Raw genomic sequence first — 18584 nt, 5'->3', positions numbered from 1 at the left:
ACAAGCAATGTACGAATTCGCCATTGCCGCCGGCAGCAAGACCGAGCTCTACCGCGATCTCGAAACCGCGCTCGACGCACTCACCGCGGACGAGCCGGATGCGATCGCCAACATGGCCAATGCCGCCGCGCTGATCTGGCAGTATCTGCCCGACCTCAACTGGGCCGGCTTCTATCGCGCGATCGATGGCGAGCTGGTGCTGGGTCCGTTCCAGGGCAAGCCCGCCTGCATCCGCATCCCCCTGGGCAAGGGCGTGTGCGGCACCGCCGCCGCGGCGCGCGAGACGCAGCTGGTGGAGGACGTCCACGCCTTCCCCGGCCATATCGCCTGCGATGCCGCCAGCCGTTCCGAGCTGGTGGTGCCGATCGTCCACCAGGGCGAGCTGCTGGGTGTCCTGGATCTGGACAGTCCGTCGCCCGCGCGCTTCGATGCCGGCGACGCGGCCGGCTGCGAGGCGCTGGTGCGCCTGCTCGCACCCCGGATGGTCTGACCCTAAACGGGACAGTCGTTAACCATCCATCGCCGTCGCCCCTGCGGCGGCGATGGCTTACACTCCGGCCAGGGATTAACCGTGGCTGCCGGGTGGGGAGGCTGGCGCCAGCAGGGGAGACGCTTTGACGATGCGTGCCTATTGGATCGCAGCCGCCGCAGTCGCCGCAATCGCCGTCGCCGCGCCCGCCGAGGCGCAGCGGGCGCCACGCGGCCAGTGGAGCGGTCCGCCGCGGACGACGCCGATGCCGGCGCGGCCGCAGGGCTGGCACGGCGGCAACTGGAACCGGCCGCGCCCGATGCCGGGGCACCACCGCTGGGGCGGTCGCGTCAACGGCCGCTGGTATGCCGGCGTCTATGCGCCCGGCGGCTGGGGGGCCTATCGCCGGCCGGTGCGCGGCTGGGTGCTGCCGCGCTACTGGTTCGCGCCGACCTTCTACGTCACCGACTTCGCGACCTATGGCCTCGGCGCGCCGCCCTATGGCTACAACTGGGTGCGCTATTACGACGATGCCGTGCTCGTCGACGGCTATGGCCGCGTCCAGGACAGCGTCGGCGGGATCGACTGGGACCGCTACGACGGCGACCAGGCCTATCCCGACGAGGGCTATGCCTATGACGAGGGTTATGCCGAACCCGGTGCACCCTATCCGCCGCCTCGGCCTCCCGAGCGTCGCGACGATGGCGTCGGCGGTGCGGTGATCGGCGGCGTGGTGGGCGGCGTCGCCGGCAATGTGATCGCAGGACATGGCGACAAGCTCGGCGGCACGCTGCTGGGGGCCGGGGTCGGCGCGCTCGCGGGTGGCCTGATCGACAAGGCCGAGGACGATCATCGTCGGCGCCGCGACCTGCCACCGCCACCGCCACCGCCTTATGGCGCACCTTATCCCGAGCCAGGCTATCCCGGGGGGGCGTATCCGCCTCCGCCGGTGGTGTACGCACCGCCGGCGGAGGTGGTGCAGCCGGCGCCCTATTACGGCGGACATCATGTCTACGCCGGCGGCGCCCAGCCCTACACGACGGTGGTGCCCGGTCCCTATGGCAGCGTCACCACGGTGACGGTGATCCCGGCGGTGACGACCACCACGACCACCACCGAATATGTCTATGAGGCCGCGCCGGTGCGCACCTACCGCAAGGTCGTGCGCAGAGCCGCTTGCAAGTGCAAGTACCTGCGACGTTGATCCGTTAGAGGGCGGGCCGTTTTCTCCTTTCCGGCCCAGCCCCACCGCCGGGCGCGCTCAGGGGGCAGCGCGCCCGGCGAACGTCACCAGGCTCTCGGCCCCACCCTCCGCCACCGCCGACACGCCGACGAACACGTCGTCGACGATCACGTCCTTGAGCTTGGTTCCCGTCTCGCCGCCCGCGACGTCGACGGCACGTTGCCAGTCCTGCGCATCGTTGCGGCGGATATGGACGCGGTAGCGCGCGGCGCCCGCGACCGGCTTCCATCGGACATCGGTATCGCTCGACAGCGCGCCGCCGATCACCACCTCCTCCGGTGCCGAAGGGGCTCCCGCCAGCCGCGCGATCGTCGCGACGTTGATCGCGGTCACCTTGGCCAGATAGGGGAAATCCATCTTGTCGAAGGTATCGCCATAAGCGATGCCGTTCTCGGTGCGCAGGTTCTGGTGCTGCTGGGTGTAGTTCTCGATCCCCACCGAAAAGCGCACCGCCGGATAGCCGAGCTTCAGGAACGGCTCATGATCGCCGCCGCGCCCGAAGCGGTCGGGCCGGCGGACCAGGAACGCGTCGAGCCCGCCCGGCAAGGTCGCCGCGACTCCGTCGATCGCCTTGGCCAGCGCGCGGCTGGGGCCGTCGTCCTCGCCGCCGTTGCCGCGCCGGGCGCGCTGGGCGGGCAGGTCCTCCGACGTCCTGATGCCTTCGGAGAAGACGCGCACCCGGTCCGCGACTCGCTGGCCGTTCTGGCCGATGGTGTTGCCGACGATGTCGTTGTTGAGCACCGCGTCGACCTTCCATCCGCGCGCCTTGGCCGTCTCGGCGAGCAATTGCCCACCGAACAGGCCCTGCTCCTCGCCGGAGAGCGCGGCGTAGATGATCGTCGCGCGGAATTTCTCCTTGGAGAGGATGCGCGCCGCCTCCAGCACCAGCGCGACGCCCGAGGCATCGTCGTTGGCGCCAGGCGCGTCGCTGGTGGCATCCATCACGTCGCTGACGCGGCTGTCGATATGGCCCTGGACGATGACGACGCGCCCGGGCTCGCTGCCCTGCTGCACGCCGAGCACGTCGACGATGTTGACCCCGTTCGGCGCGCGGGGGCCGGTGAAGACCTTCTCGATAGTCTCCACATGCAGGCAGCCGCCGCACGCCTTGCCGATCCGCTCGAACTCGCCTGCCGCCCAGCGCCGCGCGGCGCCGATCCCGCGCCTGGGATCGGTGGGGGATGAGAGCGTGTGGCGCGTGCCGAAGCTCACCAGCTTCTCGACGGAGGCCTTGAGCCGTTCCGGACTCGGCGCCTCGCGCGCGGCGGCGGGGAAAGGAAGGAGCGCGGCGGCGACGAGGACGATCCGCATGGCCTCAGCTCACCCGGTCGATGGCTTCGCGGTCCAGCGAGCCGGGGATGATCATCAGTGGCACCGGCAGCTTGCCGGCATCCGCCCCAGCGAAATGGGTGACGAGCGGCCCCGGCGCCCCGCTCGCGGCGGCGCCCAGCACCAGTGCGGCGATGTCGGGCGTGCTGGCGATCATCTCGCGCACGATCTTGGGCCCGTCGCCCTGCTTGACCACGATCGAAGGCACCACCCCCGATTCGTCGAGCAATGTCCCCGCGGCGCCGGCGACCAGCGCCTCGGCATGAAGTCGCGCCTCTTCCTCGATCGTCGCCTGGACGCCGCCCCATTGCACGAACTCGGCCGGCGGGATCAGCGCCAGGATCAGCACGTTGCCCCCGGTCTTGACCGCGCGCCGCGCCGCGAACCGCAACGCCGCCTCGGCTTCCGGGCTGTCGTCGACCACCACCAGATAGGTGCGCATGATCCTTCTCCCCCGTCTCAGGCGTTACGTGGCGCGGGTCGACTGTTCGCGCAAGTCTTGACCCGGAGCGGGTCGGGCGCAAAGGAGGCCTCGCCCCCAGGAGAAAGAAGAGTCACTCATGGCGATCGAACTCAAGATGCCCGCTTTGTCCCCGACCATGGAGGAGGGCACGCTTGCCAAGTGGCTCGTCAAGGAAGGCGACACGGTCAAGTCCGGCGACATCATGGCCGAGATCGAGACCGACAAGGCGACGATGGAGTTCGAGGCGGTCGACGAGGGTACGATCGCCAAGATCGTCGTCCCGGAGGGGACCGACGGCGTGAAGGTCGGCGCGGTGATCGCGATCCTGGCCGAGGAAGGCGAGGATGCCTCCGCCGCGGCATCGGCCTCGCCCGCGCCGGCGGCTGCTCCCGCCAAGGAGGAGGCCAAGGCGCCCGAACCCAAGGCCGAGGAGGCTCCGAAGCCGGCTCCTGCCGTAACCGAATCGAAGCCGGCACCCGCTCCCGCCGCGTCGGGCGACCGCGTGAAGGCCAGTCCGCTCGCCCGCCGTATCGCCGCGGACAAGGGCATCGACCTCGCCGCCATCGCCGGCTCCGGCCCCAACGGCCGCATCGTCAAGGCCGACGTCGAGGGGGCCAAGCCCGGCGCCGCTCCCGTCGCCAAGCCCGCCGAGGCGCCGGCCGCTGCCGCCGCGACTCCCGCCGCCGCGCCTGCCGAGCACAAGCCGGTCTGGTATGACGAGACCATCCCGCACGAGGTCGAGAAGCTCTCCAACATCCGCAAGACGATCGCGCGCCGCCTGACCGAGGCCAAGCAGACGATCCCGCACATCTACCTGACGGTGGACATCCGCCTCGATGCGCTGCTCAAGCTGCGCGGCGAGCTCAACAAGGCGCTCGAGCCGCGCGGGGTGAAGCTGTCGGTTAACGACCTGCTGATCAAGGCGCTCGGCGTCGCGCTGGTTCAGGTGCCGAAGTGCAACGTCACCTTCCTCGGCAACGAGATGGTCAGCTACCAGCGCGCCGACGTCTCGGTCGCGGTGTCGACGCCGTCGGGCCTCATCACCCCGATCATCCGCGACGCCGCCAATGCCGGCCTTGCCTCCATCTCGACGCAGATGAAGGAGCTCGCCGGCCGCGCGAAGGAAGGCAAGCTCAAGCCCGAGGAATATCAGGGCGGCACCGCCAGCCTGTCCAACATGGGCATGTACGGCATCAAGCAGTTCGAGGCGGTGATCAACCCGCCGCAGGGCATGATCATGGCGATCGGCGCCGGCGAGAAGCGGCCGTACATCGTCGACGACGCGCTCGGCGTCGCCACCGTCATGTCGGCGACCGGCAGCTTCGACCATCGCGCGATCGACGGCGCCGACGGGGCCGAGCTGATGAAGGTGTTCAAGGAGCTGGTCGAGGCTCCGCTGGCGTTCGTCGCCTGAGACGGCGTCCGGTGCCGGTCCTCCGTACCCTCATCGAGCTTCTCCACATCGCCGCGGGGCTGATGGCGACCGCGCTGATCACCGCGGTCGGCGCCTGGGCCTATCCGCTCGGGGGCGACACTATCCGTCTGGTCGGCTGGTGCGCCGGCGTCGCGGTGGTGTTGATGGGCATCGGCCCGCTGCGCCGTGCCTGGACGATCGACCGCGGAGGCCGCGACGATGACCGCAAGTGACTCCGCCGCGCCGCCGTTGGACGAGCCGACGATTCGCGTGGTCGCGATGCCGGCCGACGCCAACCCCTACGGCGACATCTTCGGCGGCTGGCTGCTGAGCCAGATGGACCTTGCCGCCGGATCGGTCGCCAGCCGCCATTGCGGCGGCCGCGCGGTCACGATCGCGCTCGACGGCATGGAGTTCCTCAACCCGGTGTTCGTCGGCGACGAGGTGTCGGTATTCGCCCGGCTGGTGAAGACCGGCCGCACCTCGATGACGATCGACGTCGAAGCCTGGCGCCGCCACCGCCACGAGCGCAACCATCACAAGGTGACGCAGGCGCACTTCACCTTCGTCGCCATCGACGCCGATCGCCGCCCCCGCGAGGTGCCGCCGTTGGCGGACGCCGGCGCGTAACCACATTCCTCCCGAAAGGACCTCCCCAGTGGCTGATACCTACGATCTCATCGTCCTCGGCTCCGGCCCCGGCGGCTATGTCGCGGCGATCCGGGCGGCGCAGCTCGGGCTCAAGACGGCGATCGTCGAGCGCGAGCTGCTGGGCGGCATCTGCCTCAACTGGGGCTGTATCCCGACCAAGGCGCTGCTGCGCTCGGCCGAGATCTTCCACTATATGCAGCACGCCAAGGATTACGGCTTGGTCGCTGACAAGATCAGTGCCGACCTGGAGGCGGTGGTGAAGCGCTCGCGCGGGGTCGCCAAGCAGCTCAATCAGGGCGTCACGCACCTGATGAAGAAGAACAAGATCGACGTCCACATGGGCGAGGGCAAGCTGACCGGAAAGGGCAAGCTCTCCGTCACCAAGGACGGCAAGACCACCGAGCTCACCGCCAAGAACATCATCGTCGCCACCGGCGCCCGCGCGCGCGACCTGCCGTTCGCCAAGGCCGACGGCAAACGCATCTGGACCTACCGCCATGCGCTGACGCCCGCCGAGATGCCGTCCAAGCTGCTGGTGATCGGCTCCGGCGCGATCGGGATCGAGTTCGCGAGCTTCTACAAGGACCTTGGTGCCGACGTGACCGTGGTCGAGATGCTCGACCGCCTGGTCCCGGTCGAGGACGCTGACGTCTCCGCCTTCCTCGAGAAGCAGCTCAAGAAGCAGGGCATGACGATCATGACCGGCGCCGGCGTCGAGAAGCTCGACGTGACCGACAAGGGCGTGAAGGCATCGATCAAGGGCAAGGACGGTAAGGTAACCGAGGGCGAGTTCAGCCATGTCATCGTCGCGATCGGCATCGTCCCCAACACCGAGAACATCGGCCTGGAGGCGCTCGGCGTGAAGACCGAGCGCGGCCACATCGTCACCGACGGCGCCTGCAAGACCAATGTCGACGGCCTCTACGCGATCGGCGACGTGACCGCGCCGCCATGGCTCGCGCACAAGGCCAGCCACGAGGGCGTGATCGCCGTCGAGTCGATCGCCGGCAAGCACCCGCACGCGATGGACCCGAAGAACATCCCCGGCTGCACCTATTGCCGCCCGCAGATCGCATCGGTCGGCCTCACCGAGGCCAAGGCCAAGGAAGCGGGCTATGAGGTCAAGGTCGGCCAGTTCCCCTTCATCGGCAACGGCAAGGCGATCGCGCTCGGCGAGGCCGAAGGTTTCGTGAAGACGGTGTTCGACGCCAAGACCGGCGAGCTGCTCGGCGCACACATGATCGGCGCCGAAGTGACCGAACTGATCCAGGGCTACACCATCGGTAAGACCGGCGAGTTGACCGAGGCCGAGCTGATCGAGACGGTGTTCCCGCACCCGACGCTCAGCGAGATGATGCACGAGGGCGTGCTCGCGGCCTATGGGCGCGTGTTGCATATCTGAGGGAATCCCGATCCTCCCCGGCACGGGGAGGGGGGCGTAGCGGCGATCAGCGACCTGCCGGGGGCAGGTCGCAGCCGCGGAGCCGGCTTGCGGAGCAAGCCGTGGCCGCAGGCTGGTGGAGAGGGTTAGCCTCCTCGGTGTCGCTTGCGGGGAGCCGCCTCCTTCGGCGGTTCCCCTCCCCGTGCCGGGGAGGAGCTAAGCGATCGACCGCGCGAACTCCGCCAGCAGTGGCTGATACTGTTCCATCGGCGGGAACTTCTCGAAGCTGTGTGCAGCGTCCACCCGCGCCCAGGGCAGCGCCTCGCTGGTGTAGTTCTCGATGAACGGCGTGAACCAGCTCGGATCGTCGAGCATGGTCGCGCGGACGTTGACGAAGCCGGTCGCCGGCTCGAAGGTCGTGAACAGCCAGCTCTTGCAGCGATCGCAATGCTGGTGGTGCAGCCGTTCGCCGTGGAGGCCGCCGATCGCCGTCTCGCCCTCGGTCACGGCGAAACCGTCCTGGGGCACCGCCAGCGTGGTCGAATAGGCGCTCGCCGTCATCCGCTGGCAGCCGGTGCAGTGGCAGACGGCGGTGAACAGCGGCGGCATGCTCACGCGGAAGCGGACCGCGCCGCAGCGGCAGCCGCCGTCCCAGGGGAGAGCAGGGAGTGGCATCGCGAACTCCTTCGGTTGCCGATTTGGACTAGCAGCCCGCGCGCCGCTCGGCCAAGCTGATTGCGTGACAAGGAGGATGTCGATGAAATCACCGTTCGCTGCCGTTGCCGCGCTCGTCCTCGTCGCCGGCTGCACGCCCGGGACCGAGAACGCGACCGAAGCCGCCAACGACAGCCCGATCGCCAACATCATCGCGCCCAGGCCCGAGCCGTCCAAGTCGCCCGACCAGACGTTCGTCGACAGCGTGGCGTCGCTCAACGCCTATATCGCGGGCGCGGGCTCGCTCGCCGAGCAGAAGGGGGCGAGTGCCAGGGTCAAGGCGTTCGGCAAGAAGCTGATGCTCGACCGCACCCAGTCGACGATGAAGCTCAAGCTCGCCGCTGCCACACAGCCGGACCTGCTGATCGACGCGTCGCTCGACGACGAGCAGAACGACAACATCGCGACGCTGCAGAAGGCGAACGGCGCCGCGTTCGACACGGCGCTCAAGGCGCAGATGGTCGTCGCGCTGACCAAGCTCGAGGCCCTGCTCAAGGAACGCTACCTCGCGAACGAAGGCGATCCCGAGCTCAAGAGCTTCGCGAGCTACGGCGCGCCGCCCGTCCGGGCCAATCTCGCTGCCGCCAAGGCGCTCTGAACCGTCAGGCGACGAGCTGCGTCTCTTCGATCTCTGCCTTGGCCGTGCTCGCCAGCAGCGCCGGCGCGGCGGGCGTCAGCGTGAGCGAGGTCACGCGGCGCAGCGCGCCGTCGATCTGGCCGCCGTTCTCGATGGTGATCGTCTCATATTCGATGTCGCCGGCGATTCGCGCCGTGCGCTCGACGAGGAGCTGGCGGACACGCACCGCACCCTCGATGCTGCCGCCGATGCGTGCGGTTTCGGCAGTGACGCCGCCGTGGATCGCGCTATCGGTGCCCTGGGTCAGCGCGCCGCACACGACGTCGCCTTCGACTCGCCCGTCGACATGCAGGTCGGCCGCCGCGACGATGTTGCCGGTGACCGTCACGTCCGGGCCGATCACGGAGAACAGGCCGCTGCCCGCCGCGGCGCGCTTGCCGTTCCCGTTTGCAGGCTGCGAGGAAGACGGCGCAGACTCGCGGCCGCGGTTCGACGAATTGAACATGTGGCTCACCCCCGTTCGGCAATCGATGCCGAGTCTCCTTCTAGCAGGCGGCGGGGTTCGGCGGCAGTCGGGAATCGACGAAGCGAGCAGGGCGGTACGCGGCTCTCGCGCGCCCATTGACCGCTCACCGCGCCATCGCTATAGGCCCGCTCCGTTCCGCGTGGGGAATGCCGGCTTTCGGCCGCGCTTTCGTTCATCCGCGGGGCAAGCAATGAACGTTGTCGGACGTTGGGCCCGGGGGGCTGCTTTGGCTTCCCCTGGCCTTTGCCGTTTGCGGCACCGACAAAGTAACCGCCGGACTGTTCCGGCAAGATAAGGTGAAGGGCTTCATGCCGACGATCAACCAGCTGGTCCGCAAGGGCCGCGACCCGCAGAAGGCCAAGTCGAAGGTCCCTGCGATGGAACAGAACCCGCAGAAGCGCGGCGTCTGCACGCGCGTCTATACCACGACCCCGAAGAAGCCGAACTCGGCGCTGCGCAAGGTGGCCAAGGTCCGCCTGACCAACCAGCGCGAGGTCATCAGCTACATTCCGGGCGAGGGCCACAACCTGCAGGAGCACTCGGTGGTGCTGATCCGCGGCGGCCGTGTGCGCGACCTTCCCGGTGTGCGCTACCACGTTCTGCGCGGCGTGCTCGACACGCAGGGCGTCAAGGATCGCCGGCAGTCGCGCTCGAAGTACGGCGCCAAGCGTCCGAAGTAATCACAGCCAGAGTAAGCGCCGGACGGGTTCCGGGTTCGCTGAAGATCAAGAAGGAAATCTGAGATGGCTCGTCGTCGTCGTCCCGAGAAGCGGGAAATCCTGCCTGATCCCAAGTTCGGGGATGAGGTGCTTTCGAAGTTCATGAACAGCGTGATGCTCGACGGCAAGAAGTCCGTCGCGGAGAACATCGTCTATGGTGCGCTCGACACCGTCGAGGCGCGCGCCAAGAAGGATCCGCTGGGCGTGTTCCATGATGCGCTCAACAATGTGAAGCCGGGCATCGAGGTCCGCAGCCGCCGCGTCGGCGGTGCGACCTACCAGGTGCCGGTCGAGGTCCGTCCGGAGCGCGCGCAGGCGCTCGCGATCCGCTGGCTGATCGCCGCGGCGCGCAACCGCAGCGAGCACACCATGGCGGCGCGCCTGTCGGGCGAGCTGCTCGACGCCTCGAACAATCGCGGCAACGCGGTGAAGAAGCGCGAGGACACGCACCGCATGGCCGAGGCGAACCGCGCCTTCAGCCACTACCGCTGGTAATCTCTGCCACCCGTCGGCCCCGGCCGGCGGGTAGCGCTGGTAATTTTCTTACCTACATATGGGGAGCCCGGATCGTCCGGCTCCCCACATCGCTAAGGAACTCAGGTCATGGCCCGCAGCCATCCGCTCGAACGCTATCGTAACATCGGCATCATGGCGCACATCGATGCCGGCAAGACGACGACGACCGAGCGCATCCTCTACTACACCGGCAAGTCCTACAAGATCGGCGAGGTCCATGAGGGCACCGCGACGATGGACTGGATGGAGCAGGAGCAGGAGCGCGGGATCACGATCACGTCCGCGGCGACCACCTGCAAGTGGCGCGCCGAAGAGGGCAAGGGCGAAGAGCACCTGATCAACATCATCGACACGCCCGGCCACGTCGACTTCACCATCGAGGTCGAGCGTTCGCTGCGCGTGCTCGACGGCGCGGTCGCCTGCTTCGACGGCGTCGCCGGCGTCGAGCCGCAGTCGGAGACGGTGTGGCGCCAGGCCGAGAAGTATCACGTGCCGCGCATGTGCTTCGTCAACAAGCTCGACCGCACCGGCGCGAGCTTCGAGCGCTGCGTCGAGATGATCAAGGACCGCCTCGGCGCGCGTCCGGCGGTGCTGTATCTCCCGATCGGCATCGAGGGCGGCTTCAAGGGCCTGGTCGACCTGGTCGAGAACCGCGCGATCATCTGGCTCGAGGAGAGCCTGGGCGCGAAGTTCGAATATCAGGACATCCCGGACGACATGAAGGATGCCGCCGCGGCTGCGCGCAACGAGCTCATCGAGCTCGCCGTCGAGCAGGACGATGCGGTGATGGAGAAGTTCTTCGAGGGCGAGGAGCCCGACGCGAAGACGCTCAAGAAGCTGATCCGCAAGGGTACGCTCAACTTCTCGTTCGTGCCGGTGCTGTGCGGCTCGGCGTTCAAGAACAAGGGCGTTCAGCCCCTGCTCGACGCCGTGGTCGACTTCCTGCCGAGCCCGCTCGACATCCCGGACGTGCAGGGCGTGAAGCTCGACGGCGAGACCCCGGATTCGCGTCCGGCCGCCGACAATGCGCCGTTGTCGCTGCTCGCGTTCAAGATCATGAACGATCCGTTCGTCGGCTCGCTCACCTTCGCCCGCATCTATTCGGGCACCCTCACCAAGGGTCAGTATCTGAACTCGGTGAAGGACAAGAAGGAGAAGATCGGCCGTATGCTCCTCATGCACGCGAACTCGCGTGAGGACATCGAGGAAGCGCGCGCCGGCGACATCGTCGCGATCGCGGGCCTCAAGGAGACCACGACCGGCGACACGCTGTGCGATCCGGCCAATCCGATCATCCTCGAGCGGATGGAATTCCCCGAGCCGGTGATCGAGCTCAGCGTGGAGCCGAAGACCAAGGCCGACCAGGAGAAGATGGGCATTGCGCTCAACCGCCTGGCCGCCGAGGACCCGTCGTTCCGCGTCTCGACAGACCACGAATCGGGCCAGACCATCATCAAGGGGATGGGCGAGCTCCACCTCGAGATCCTGGTCGACCGCATGAAGCGCGAGTTCAAGGTCGAGGCCAACGTCGGCGCGCCGCAGGTCGCCTATCGCGAATATCTCGCGAAGCAGGTCGACATCGACTACACCCACAAGAAGCAGTCGGGCGGCTCGGGCCAGTTCGGCCGCGTCAAGGTGACGGTGATCCCCGGCGAGCGTGGCTCGGGCTTCCAGTTCTTCGACGAGATCAAGGGCGGCAACATCCCGCGCGAGTATATCCCGTCGGTGGAGAAGGGCTTCCGCGAGACCGCGGAGACCGGTCACCTGATCGGCTTCCCGATCATCGACTTCGAGGTGCACCTGACCGACGGTGCCTATCACGACGTCGACTCGTCGGCGCTGGCGTTCGAGATCTGCGCCCGCGGCGCGATGCGCGAGGCGGCGGCGAAGGCGGGCATCAAGCTGCTCGAGCCGATCATGAAGGTCGAGGTGGTGACGCCGGAGGATTACCTCGGCGACGTCATCGGCGACATGAACTCGCGCCGTGGCCAGATCCAGGGCACCGACACGCGCGGCAACGCGCAGGCGGTGACCGCGATGGTGCCGCTCGCGAACATGTTCGGCTATGTGAACCAGCTCCGCTCGTTCACCCAGGGGCGCGCGAACTACTCGATGCAGTTCTCGCACTATGACGAAGTGCCGCAGAATGTTGCGGACGAGGTCAAGGCGAAGCTGGCGTAACCGCAAACATGCCGCTATGGGGCCGCGTTCTCGCGAGTCCCATCAGCGGTCCGGGAAATTTGATCAGAAGGTAGGGAAACAATGGCGAAGGCAAAGTTTGAGCGGACCAAGCCGCACCTCAACATCGGCACCATCGGCCACGTCGATCACGGCAAGACGTCGCTGACCGCCGCGATCACGAAGGTCCTGGCCGAGACGGGCGGCGCGACGTTCGTCGACTACGCCAACATCGACAAGGCGCCGGAAGAGCGCGAGCGCGGCATCACCATCTCGACCGCGCACGTCGAGTACGAGACCGACAAGCGCCACTATGCGCACGTCGACTGCCCGGGCCACGCCGACTACGTCAAGAACATGATTACCGGTGCCGCCCAGATGGACGGCGCGATCCTGGTCGTGTCGGCGACCGACGGCCCGATGCCGCAGACCCGCGAGCATATCCTGCTCGCCCGTCAGGTCGGCGTGCCGGCGATGGTCGTGTTCATGAACAAGGTCGACCTGGTCGACGATCCCGAGATCCTCGAGCTCGTCGAGCTCGAGATCCGCGAGCTGCTCAGCTCGTACGAGTTCCCGGGCGACGACATTCCGATCATCAAGGGTTCGGCGGTCAAGGCGCTCGACGGCAGCAACGACGAGATCGGCAAGAAGGCCGTGCTCGAGCTGATGGCGCAGGTCGACGAGTACATCCCGCAGCCGGAGCGTCCGCTCGACAAGCCGTTCATGATGCCGATCGAGGACGTGTTCTCGATCTCGGGCCGCGGCACCGTGGTGACCGGCCGCGTCGAGACCGGCATCGTCAAGGTCGGCGAGGAAGTCGAGATCGTCGGCATCACCGACACCCGCAAGACCACCGTCACCGGCGTCGAGATGTTCCGCAAGCTGCTCGATTCGGGCGAGGCCGGCGACAACATCGGTGCGCTGCTGCGCGGCATCGGCCGTGACGAGGTCGAGCGTGGCCAGGTTCTGGCCAAGCCGGGCTCGATCACCCCGCACACCGACTTCCAGTCGGAAGTGTACGTGCTGTCGAAGGAGGAGGGTGGCCGTCACACGCCGTTCTTCGCCAACTATCGTCCGCAGTTCTACTTCCGTACCACGGACGTCACCGGCACCGTCGAGCTGCCGGCCGGCACCGAGATGGTCATGCCGGGCGACAACGTCGCGCTGGGCGTCAAGCTGATCGCCCCGATCGCGATGGACGTCGGCCAGCGCTTCACCATTCGCGAGGGTGGCCGCACCGTCGGTGCGGGTGTCGTCAGCGGCATCTCGAAGTAAGCTGAAAATAAAAGCGCCGCCCGGCACTCCGAAAGAGTGTCGGGCGGTTGCTTTTTTACGGGGGCACCTGTAAGGGCCCGCCTCCAGTTTGAGTTTGAACCAGCAAGAGCCCCGGCAGCGGGGCCCGCTCTTTCGCATCGGTAGGGACATGGAAACGCAGAATATCCGCATTCGCCTGAAGGCGTTCGATCACCGCGTGCTCGATCAGGCGACCGGCGAGATCGCCGACACCGCCCGCCGCACCGGCGCGCTCATCCGTGGCCCCATCCCGCTTCCGACGAAGATCGAGAAGTTCACGGTCAACCGTGGTCCCCACATCGACAAGAAGTCGCGCGAGCAGTTCGAGGTGCGCACCTACAAGCGCATGCTCGACATCGTGCAGCCGACCGCCAACACGGTCGATGCGCTGATGAAGCTCGACCTCGCGGCCGGCGTTGACGTCGAGATCAAGCTCGCGTAAGGCGCCGCCTCACACGAGATTCGTGTCGCGGCCATGAGTCGCTGACGCTCCCTTCCTCGACTGGCCCTGGGCCGACGTAAGGAAGGACCGAGGGACCAAACCCCTCACAGACATAGAGATACCGCCGGAGTTCGCTCCGGGCTGCGTCTCCCGTCGCGTTCCTTGTCATGAGGAACATTCAGCCCGGACGGGGGCGCGCATCATTTTTGGGCTGAGGTTGGGTCCCATCGAAGTAATACTTCGATGGGTGCCCGTCACGCACCCGCGGAATCATCCGTCGGGTGCCTCTGTATGGGAGCAATGGATCATGCGCACTGGCGTGATCGCGAAGAAGATGGGGATGACCCGCCTGTTCCAGGACGATGGCCGCCATGTGCCGGTCACCGTCCTGCAGCTCGAGGCGTTGCAGGTCGTCGCCCGCCGCGAAATTGATCGCGACGGCTATACCGCCGTCCAGCTTGGCGCGGGCAGCGCCAAGGCCAAGAACGTCGCCAAGCCGCAGCGCGGCCACTTCGGCAAGGCCGAGGTCGAGCCCAAGGCGAAGGTCGTCGAATTCCGCGTGACCGAGGACAACCTCCTCGACGTCGGCGCCGAGATTTCGGCCGATCACTTCGTCGCCGGCCAGCTAGTCGACGTCCAGGGCGTGACCCAGGGCAAGGGCTTCGCCGGCGCGATGAAGCGCTGGGGCTTCGGCGGTCTGCGCGCGACCCACGGCGTGTCGGTCTCGCACCGTTCGCATGGTTCGACCGGCAACCGCCAGGATCCGGGCCGCGTCTTCAAGAACAAGAAGATGGCCGGCCACATGGGCGCGCGCAATCGCACCCAGCAGAACCTCGAGATCGTCTCGACCGACGTCGAGCGCGGCCTGATCTTCGTCAAGGGCTCGGTGCCCGGCTCGAAGGGCGGCTGGCTGCTCGTCAAGGACGCGGTCAAGGTCCCGGCCCACAAGGACGCGCCGTATCCGGCGGGCCTGAAGGCCGTCGCCAACAACAACCAGGCTCCGGCCGAGACGCCCGCGGAAGCGCCGGCGGCTCCCGAGGCCACCGAAGGCCAGGAGGGCTGAACGTGAAGGTCAAGGTTCAATCCTTCGACGCCAAGGCGAAGGCCGCGGACATCGAGCTCGCCGACGAGGTGTTCGGCCTCGATCCGCGCGCCGACATCCTGCACCGCGTCGTCACCTGGCAGCTCGAGAAGCGCCGCGGCACCGCCCGCGGCACCCGCGAGCGTTCGGACGTCGCGCGTTCGGGCAAGAAGTACGGCCGCCAGAAGGGCGGCGGCACCGCCCGTCACGGCGATCGCCGCGCGCCGGTGTTCATCGGCGGCGGTAAGGCGCACGGCGCCCGCGTCCGCGACTTCAATCCGTCGCTGAACAAGAAGATTCGCGCGCTGGGCCTCAAGATGGCGCTGTCGAGCCACGCCAAGGCGGGCTCGCTGATCGTCCTCGACAGCCTGACCGTGAAGGACAGCAAGGCCAAGACGCTGAAGGGCGATCTCGCCAAGCTCGGCTTCGGCAAGACCGCGCTGGTGATCGACGGCGACGCCGTCGAGACCAGCTTCGCGCAGGCCGCGGGCAACCTGTCGCAGATCAACGTGCTGCCGGCGATCGGCGCCAACGTCTACGACATCCTGAAGCACGACACGCTGGTGCTGACCCGCGCTGCCGTCGAGAAGCTGGAGGCGCGCTTCAATGGCTAAGGCATCGAAGAAGGCGGCGGTCGACAACCGCCACTACGACGTGATCGTCGCGCCGCACATCACCGAGAAGGCGACTCTGGTCTCGGAGGCGAACGCGGTGGTGTTCAAGGTCGCGAACGATGCGACCAAGCCCGAGATCAAGGCGGCCGTCGAGGCGCTGTTCAACGTCAAGGTGACCGGCGTCAACACGATCGTCCAGAAGGGCAAGACCAAGAAGTGGAAGGGCGCGCCCTACCGCCGCTCGGACATCAAGAAAGCGATCGTGACGCTCGCCGAAGGCGATCAGATCGACGTGACGACGGGAATCTGAGGCGATGGCACTCAAGCATTACAATCCGACGAGCCCCGCACGTCGCGGTCTGATCCTCGTCGACCGTTCGGGCCTCTACAAGGGCCGTCCGGTCAAGGCGCTGACCGAAGGCAAGACCAAGACGGGCGGCCGCAACAACAAGGGGCATGTCACGTCGCGCGGCATCGCGGGCGGCCACAAGCAGCGCTATCGCATCGTCGATTTCAAGCGCCGCCTGTGGGACGTCGTCGGCACGGTCGAGCGGATCGAGTACGACCCGAACCGCACCGCCTTCATCGCGCTGGTCAACTATGGCGCCGACGAGAACGGCAAGGACCGCCTGGCCTACATCCTCGCGCCGCAGCGCCTGGGCGTCGGCGACAAGGTGATCGCCGGCCGCAAGACCGACGTGAAGCCGGGCAACGCCATGGAATTGGGCCAGATGCCGGTCGGCACCATCGTCCACAATGTGGAGATGAAGCCGGGCAAGGGCGGTCAGATCGCGCGTTCGGCGGGCACCTATGTGCAGGTCGTCGGCCGTGACCGCGGCATGGTGATCGTCCGCCTGAACTCGGGCGAGCAGCGCTATATCCATGCGAACTGCATGGCGACGGTCGGTGCGGTGTCGAACCCCGACAACCAGAACCAGAACCTTGGCAAGGCCGGCCGCAACCGCTGGCTCGGCAAGCGTCCGCTGACCCGCGGCGTCGCCAAGAACCCGGTCGACCACCCGCACGGCGGTGGTGAGGGCCGGACCTCGGGCGGCCGTCATCCGGTCACCCCGTGGGGCAAGCCGACCAAGGGTGCGCGCACCCGTCACAACAAGGCGACGGACAAGATGATCATCCGTTCGCGTCACGCGAGGAAGAAGTAATGGCTCGCTCCGTCTGGAAGGGTCCGTTCGTGGACCTCAGCCTTCTCAAGAAGGCGGAAGCCGCTCAGGACGCCGGCACCCGCGCCGGTCCGATCAAGACCTGGTCGCGCCGCTCGACGATCCTGCCGCAGTTCGTCGGCCTGACGTTCAACGTCTACAACGGCCGCAAGCACGTGCCGGTGTCGGTCAACGAGGACATGGTGGGCATGAAGCTCGGCGAGTTCGCGCCGACCCGCTTCTTCCCCGGCCACGCCGCCGACAAGAAGGGTAAGCGCTGATGTCGAAGGATAAGGCTCCCCGCCGCGTTGCCGACAACGAGGCGCTCTCGGTCGGCACGCAGATCCGCGGTTCGGCGCAGAAGCTCAACCTGGTTGCCGGGCTCATCCGCGGCAAGAAGGCGGGCGACGCGATGAACATCCTCGCCTTCTCGAAGAAGGCGATGGCCGAGGACGCGCGCAAGGTGCTCGCCTCCGCGATCGCCAATGCCGAGAACAACCACAACCTCGACGTCGACGCGCTCGTCGTCGCCGAGGCGTCGGTCGGCAAGTCGATCACGATGAAGCGCTTCGCGACCCGCGGCCGTGGCAAGTCCACTCGCATCCTGAAGCCGTTCAGCCGTCTGCGCATCGTCGTGCGCGAGCAGGAAGAAGCATAATGGGTCACAAGAGCAACCCGATCGGTCTGCGTCTCCAGATCAACCGCACCTGGGACAGCCGCTGGTTCGCGGAAGGCCATGACTATGGCCGTCTGCTGCTGGAGGACCTCAAGATCCGCCAGTACATCGTCAAGACGCTGCCGCAGGCCGCGATCTCGAAGGTGGTGATCGAGCGTCCGGCCAAGCTGTGCCGCATCTCGATCTACGCGGCGCGCCCCGGCGTGATCATCGGCAAGAAGGGCTCGGATATCGAGAAGCTGCGCAAGACGCTCGGCGCGATGACCAGCTCGGACGTGTCGCTGAACATCGTCGAGATCCGCAAGCCCGAGATCGACGCCAAGCTCGTCGCGCAGGGCATCGCCGATCAGCTCGAGCGCCGTATCGCCTTCCGCCGCGCGATGAAGCGCGCGGTGCAGTCGGCGATGCGCCTGGGTGCCGACGGCATCCGCGTCGCCTGCGGCGGCCGTCTCGGCGGCGCGGAGATCGCGCGGTCGGAAGGGTATCGCGAAGGCCGGGTGCCGCTGCACACGCTGCGCGCCAACCTCGACTATGCCGAGGCCGAGGCGCACACCGCCTATGGCGTGTGCGGCGTCAAGGTGTGGATTTTCAAGGGCGAGATCCTGGGTCACGATCCGCTCGCCCAGGACCGTCTGATGGTGGAGGCGCAGACCTCCGGCGTGCGCCCCGCGCGCGACGACCGCGATCGCAGGAACTAAGCCATGCTGCAACCGAAGAAGACCAAGTTCCGCAAGCAGTTCAAGGGCCGCATCCATGGCGACGCCAAGGGCGGCACCGCGCTGAACTTCGGCTCCTATGGGCTGAAGGCGATGGAGCCGGAGCGGATCACCGCGCGCCAGATCGAGGCGGCCCGCCGCGCGATCACGCGTCACATCAAGCGTCAGGGGCGGTTGTGGATCCGCATCTTCCCGGACGTCGCGGTGTCGTCGAAGCCGGCCGAGGTCCGCATGGGCTCGGGCAAGGGCGCGCCGGAATTCTGGGCGGCGCGCGTCAAGCCGGGCCGCATCCTGTTCGAGCTGGACGGCGTGCCCGGCCCGCTCGCGGCGGAAGCGTTCGAGCGTGCGGCGATGAAGCTGCCGATCAAGACCAAGGTCGTGGCGCGTCTCGGCGACACGTCGCACCTGGAGGGTTGATAGAG

At 67.4% G+C, this 18584-nt stretch carries 24 protein-coding genes; 20 read left to right on the top strand and 4 right to left on the bottom strand.

Annotated elements, in window-relative coordinates:
* Positions 1–7: 7 nt before the first annotated feature.
* Together AC2YHA_RS15680 and AC2YHA_RS15675 are read left to right on the top strand one after the other, a co-directional pair.
* Positions 8–490 carry a GAF domain-containing protein gene (locus AC2YHA_RS15680; RefSeq protein WP_487402351.1) on the top strand — a complete coding sequence of 161 codons (483 nt, stop codon included), beginning with the start codon at positions 8–10 and terminating at the stop codon, positions 488–490.
* A 130-nt stretch (positions 491–620) separates the two neighbouring features.
* Complete coding sequence (locus AC2YHA_RS15675; RefSeq protein ID WP_487402350.1) at positions 621–1673, top strand: RcnB family protein; 1053 nt, start codon at positions 621–623, stop codon at positions 1671–1673.
* A 57-nt stretch (positions 1674–1730) separates the two neighbouring features.
* Here AC2YHA_RS15675 and AC2YHA_RS15670 read toward each other — a convergent pair whose 3' ends face one another.
* Together AC2YHA_RS15670 and AC2YHA_RS15665 are read right to left on the bottom strand one after the other, a co-directional pair.
* Complete coding sequence (locus tag AC2YHA_RS15670) at positions 1731–3023, bottom strand: M28 family metallopeptidase (protein WP_487402349.1); 1293 nt, start codon at positions 3021–3023, stop codon at positions 1731–1733.
* Between the two features lie 4 nt (positions 3024–3027).
* Positions 3028–3483 carry a universal stress protein gene (locus AC2YHA_RS15665; protein ID WP_487402348.1) on the bottom strand — a complete coding sequence of 152 codons (456 nt, stop codon included), beginning with the start codon at positions 3481–3483 and terminating at the stop codon, positions 3028–3030.
* Between the two features lie 118 nt (positions 3484–3601).
* Here AC2YHA_RS15665 and AC2YHA_RS15660 point away from each other — a divergent pair, with 118 nt between their 5' ends.
* Genes AC2YHA_RS15660 through lpdA form a run of 4 tightly spaced genes read left to right on the top strand, consistent with a single transcriptional unit; the run spans position 3602 to position 6971 of the window.
* Positions 3602–4918 (top strand): pyruvate dehydrogenase complex dihydrolipoamide acetyltransferase, encoded by a 1317-nt coding sequence (locus tag AC2YHA_RS15660; protein WP_487402347.1) that lies wholly within the window; start codon positions 3602–3604, stop codon positions 4916–4918.
* 11 nt (positions 4919–4929) lie between these two features.
* Positions 4930–5151, top strand: coding sequence for a hypothetical protein (locus AC2YHA_RS15655; protein WP_233783934.1), 222 nt, complete (start codon positions 4930–4932; stop codon positions 5149–5151).
* On the top strand, positions 5138–5548 hold the full coding sequence (locus AC2YHA_RS15650) for an acyl-CoA thioesterase (protein WP_233783933.1): 411 nt from the start codon (positions 5138–5140) through the stop codon (positions 5546–5548). Before AC2YHA_RS15655 ends, AC2YHA_RS15650 begins: the two co-directional genes overlap by 14 nt.
* Positions 5549–5576: 28 nt before the next feature.
* Positions 5577–6971, top strand: coding sequence for a dihydrolipoyl dehydrogenase (lpdA, locus tag AC2YHA_RS15645; protein WP_487402346.1), 1395 nt, complete (start codon positions 5577–5579; stop codon positions 6969–6971).
* Positions 6972–7166: 195 nt separating this feature from the next.
* Here the strand turns inward: lpdA and AC2YHA_RS15640 are convergent, their stop codons facing one another.
* Positions 7167–7625 (bottom strand): GFA family protein, encoded by a 459-nt coding sequence (locus AC2YHA_RS15640; protein ID WP_487402345.1) that lies wholly within the window; start codon positions 7623–7625, stop codon positions 7167–7169.
* Between the two features lie 82 nt (positions 7626–7707).
* On the opposite strand from AC2YHA_RS15640, the gene AC2YHA_RS15635 reads away from it, so the two are divergent.
* Positions 7708–8262, top strand: a complete 555-nt coding sequence (locus AC2YHA_RS15635; RefSeq protein ID WP_487402344.1) for a DUF4142 domain-containing protein — start codon at positions 7708–7710, stop codon at positions 8260–8262.
* Between the two features lie 4 nt (positions 8263–8266).
* Here the strand turns inward: AC2YHA_RS15635 and AC2YHA_RS15630 are convergent, their stop codons facing one another.
* Complete coding sequence (locus tag AC2YHA_RS15630) at positions 8267–8746, bottom strand: bactofilin family protein (protein ID WP_487402343.1); 480 nt, start codon at positions 8744–8746, stop codon at positions 8267–8269.
* A gap of 329 nt (positions 8747–9075) precedes the next feature.
* Here AC2YHA_RS15630 and rpsL point away from each other — a divergent pair, with 329 nt between their 5' ends.
* The 13 genes from rpsL to rplP all read left to right on the top strand — a co-directional run bounded on the left by rpsL (position 9076) and on the right by rplP (position 18579).
* Positions 9076–9447 carry a 30S ribosomal protein S12 gene (rpsL, locus tag AC2YHA_RS15625; protein ID WP_019516007.1) on the top strand — a complete coding sequence of 124 codons (372 nt, stop codon included), beginning with the start codon at positions 9076–9078 and terminating at the stop codon, positions 9445–9447.
* Between the two features lie 63 nt (positions 9448–9510).
* On the top strand, positions 9511–9981 hold the full coding sequence (gene rpsG, locus AC2YHA_RS15620) for a 30S ribosomal protein S7 (protein WP_233783927.1): 471 nt from the start codon (positions 9511–9513) through the stop codon (positions 9979–9981).
* Positions 9982–10089: 108 nt separating this feature from the next.
* A complete protein-coding gene (gene fusA, locus AC2YHA_RS15615; protein ID WP_233783926.1) occupies positions 10090–12183 on the top strand; it encodes an elongation factor G in 2094 nt (697 codons plus the stop codon).
* A gap of 81 nt (positions 12184–12264) precedes the next feature.
* On the top strand, positions 12265–13455 hold the full coding sequence (gene tuf / locus AC2YHA_RS15610) for an elongation factor Tu (protein WP_233783925.1): 1191 nt from the start codon (positions 12265–12267) through the stop codon (positions 13453–13455).
* Positions 13456–13603: 148 nt separating this feature from the next.
* A complete protein-coding gene (gene rpsJ / locus AC2YHA_RS15605) occupies positions 13604–13915 on the top strand; it encodes a 30S ribosomal protein S10 (protein ID WP_233783924.1) in 312 nt (103 codons plus the stop codon).
* Positions 13916–14222: 307 nt separating this feature from the next.
* Positions 14223–14978: a 50S ribosomal protein L3 gene (gene rplC / locus AC2YHA_RS15600; RefSeq protein ID WP_487402342.1), complete on the top strand. Its 756-nt coding sequence runs from the start codon at positions 14223–14225 to the stop codon at positions 14976–14978.
* A gap of 2 nt (positions 14979–14980) precedes the next feature.
* Positions 14981–15610 (top strand): 50S ribosomal protein L4, encoded by a 630-nt coding sequence (gene rplD, locus AC2YHA_RS15595; protein WP_487402341.1) that lies wholly within the window; start codon positions 14981–14983, stop codon positions 15608–15610.
* A complete protein-coding gene (locus AC2YHA_RS15590; RefSeq protein WP_233783921.1) occupies positions 15603–15920 on the top strand; it encodes a 50S ribosomal protein L23 in 318 nt (105 codons plus the stop codon). Before rplD ends, AC2YHA_RS15590 begins: the two co-directional genes overlap by 8 nt.
* Before the next feature lie 4 nt (positions 15921–15924).
* Positions 15925–16773 (top strand): 50S ribosomal protein L2, encoded by an 849-nt coding sequence (gene rplB, locus AC2YHA_RS15585; RefSeq protein WP_233783920.1) that lies wholly within the window; start codon positions 15925–15927, stop codon positions 16771–16773.
* Positions 16773–17051: a 30S ribosomal protein S19 gene (gene rpsS / locus AC2YHA_RS15580; protein ID WP_233783919.1), complete on the top strand. Its 279-nt coding sequence runs from the start codon at positions 16773–16775 to the stop codon at positions 17049–17051. Before rplB ends, rpsS begins: the two co-directional genes overlap by 1 nt.
* On the top strand, positions 17051–17428 hold the full coding sequence (gene rplV / locus AC2YHA_RS15575; protein ID WP_233783918.1) for a 50S ribosomal protein L22: 378 nt from the start codon (positions 17051–17053) through the stop codon (positions 17426–17428). Before rpsS ends, rplV begins: the two co-directional genes overlap by 1 nt.
* A complete protein-coding gene (gene rpsC, locus AC2YHA_RS15570; RefSeq protein WP_233783917.1) occupies positions 17428–18144 on the top strand; it encodes a 30S ribosomal protein S3 in 717 nt (238 codons plus the stop codon). Before rplV ends, rpsC begins: the two co-directional genes overlap by 1 nt.
* 3 nt (positions 18145–18147) lie before the next feature.
* Positions 18148–18579 carry a 50S ribosomal protein L16 gene (gene rplP / locus AC2YHA_RS15565; RefSeq protein WP_233783916.1) on the top strand — a complete coding sequence of 144 codons (432 nt, stop codon included), beginning with the start codon at positions 18148–18150 and terminating at the stop codon, positions 18577–18579.
* Positions 18580–18584 lie beyond the last annotated feature (5 nt).

It is taken from the genome of Sphingomonas sp. SRI_018 (assembly GCF_057586275.1).
Note: the sequence above shows the minus strand (reverse complement) of the source record. Positions and strands in the feature narration are given on the sequence as shown.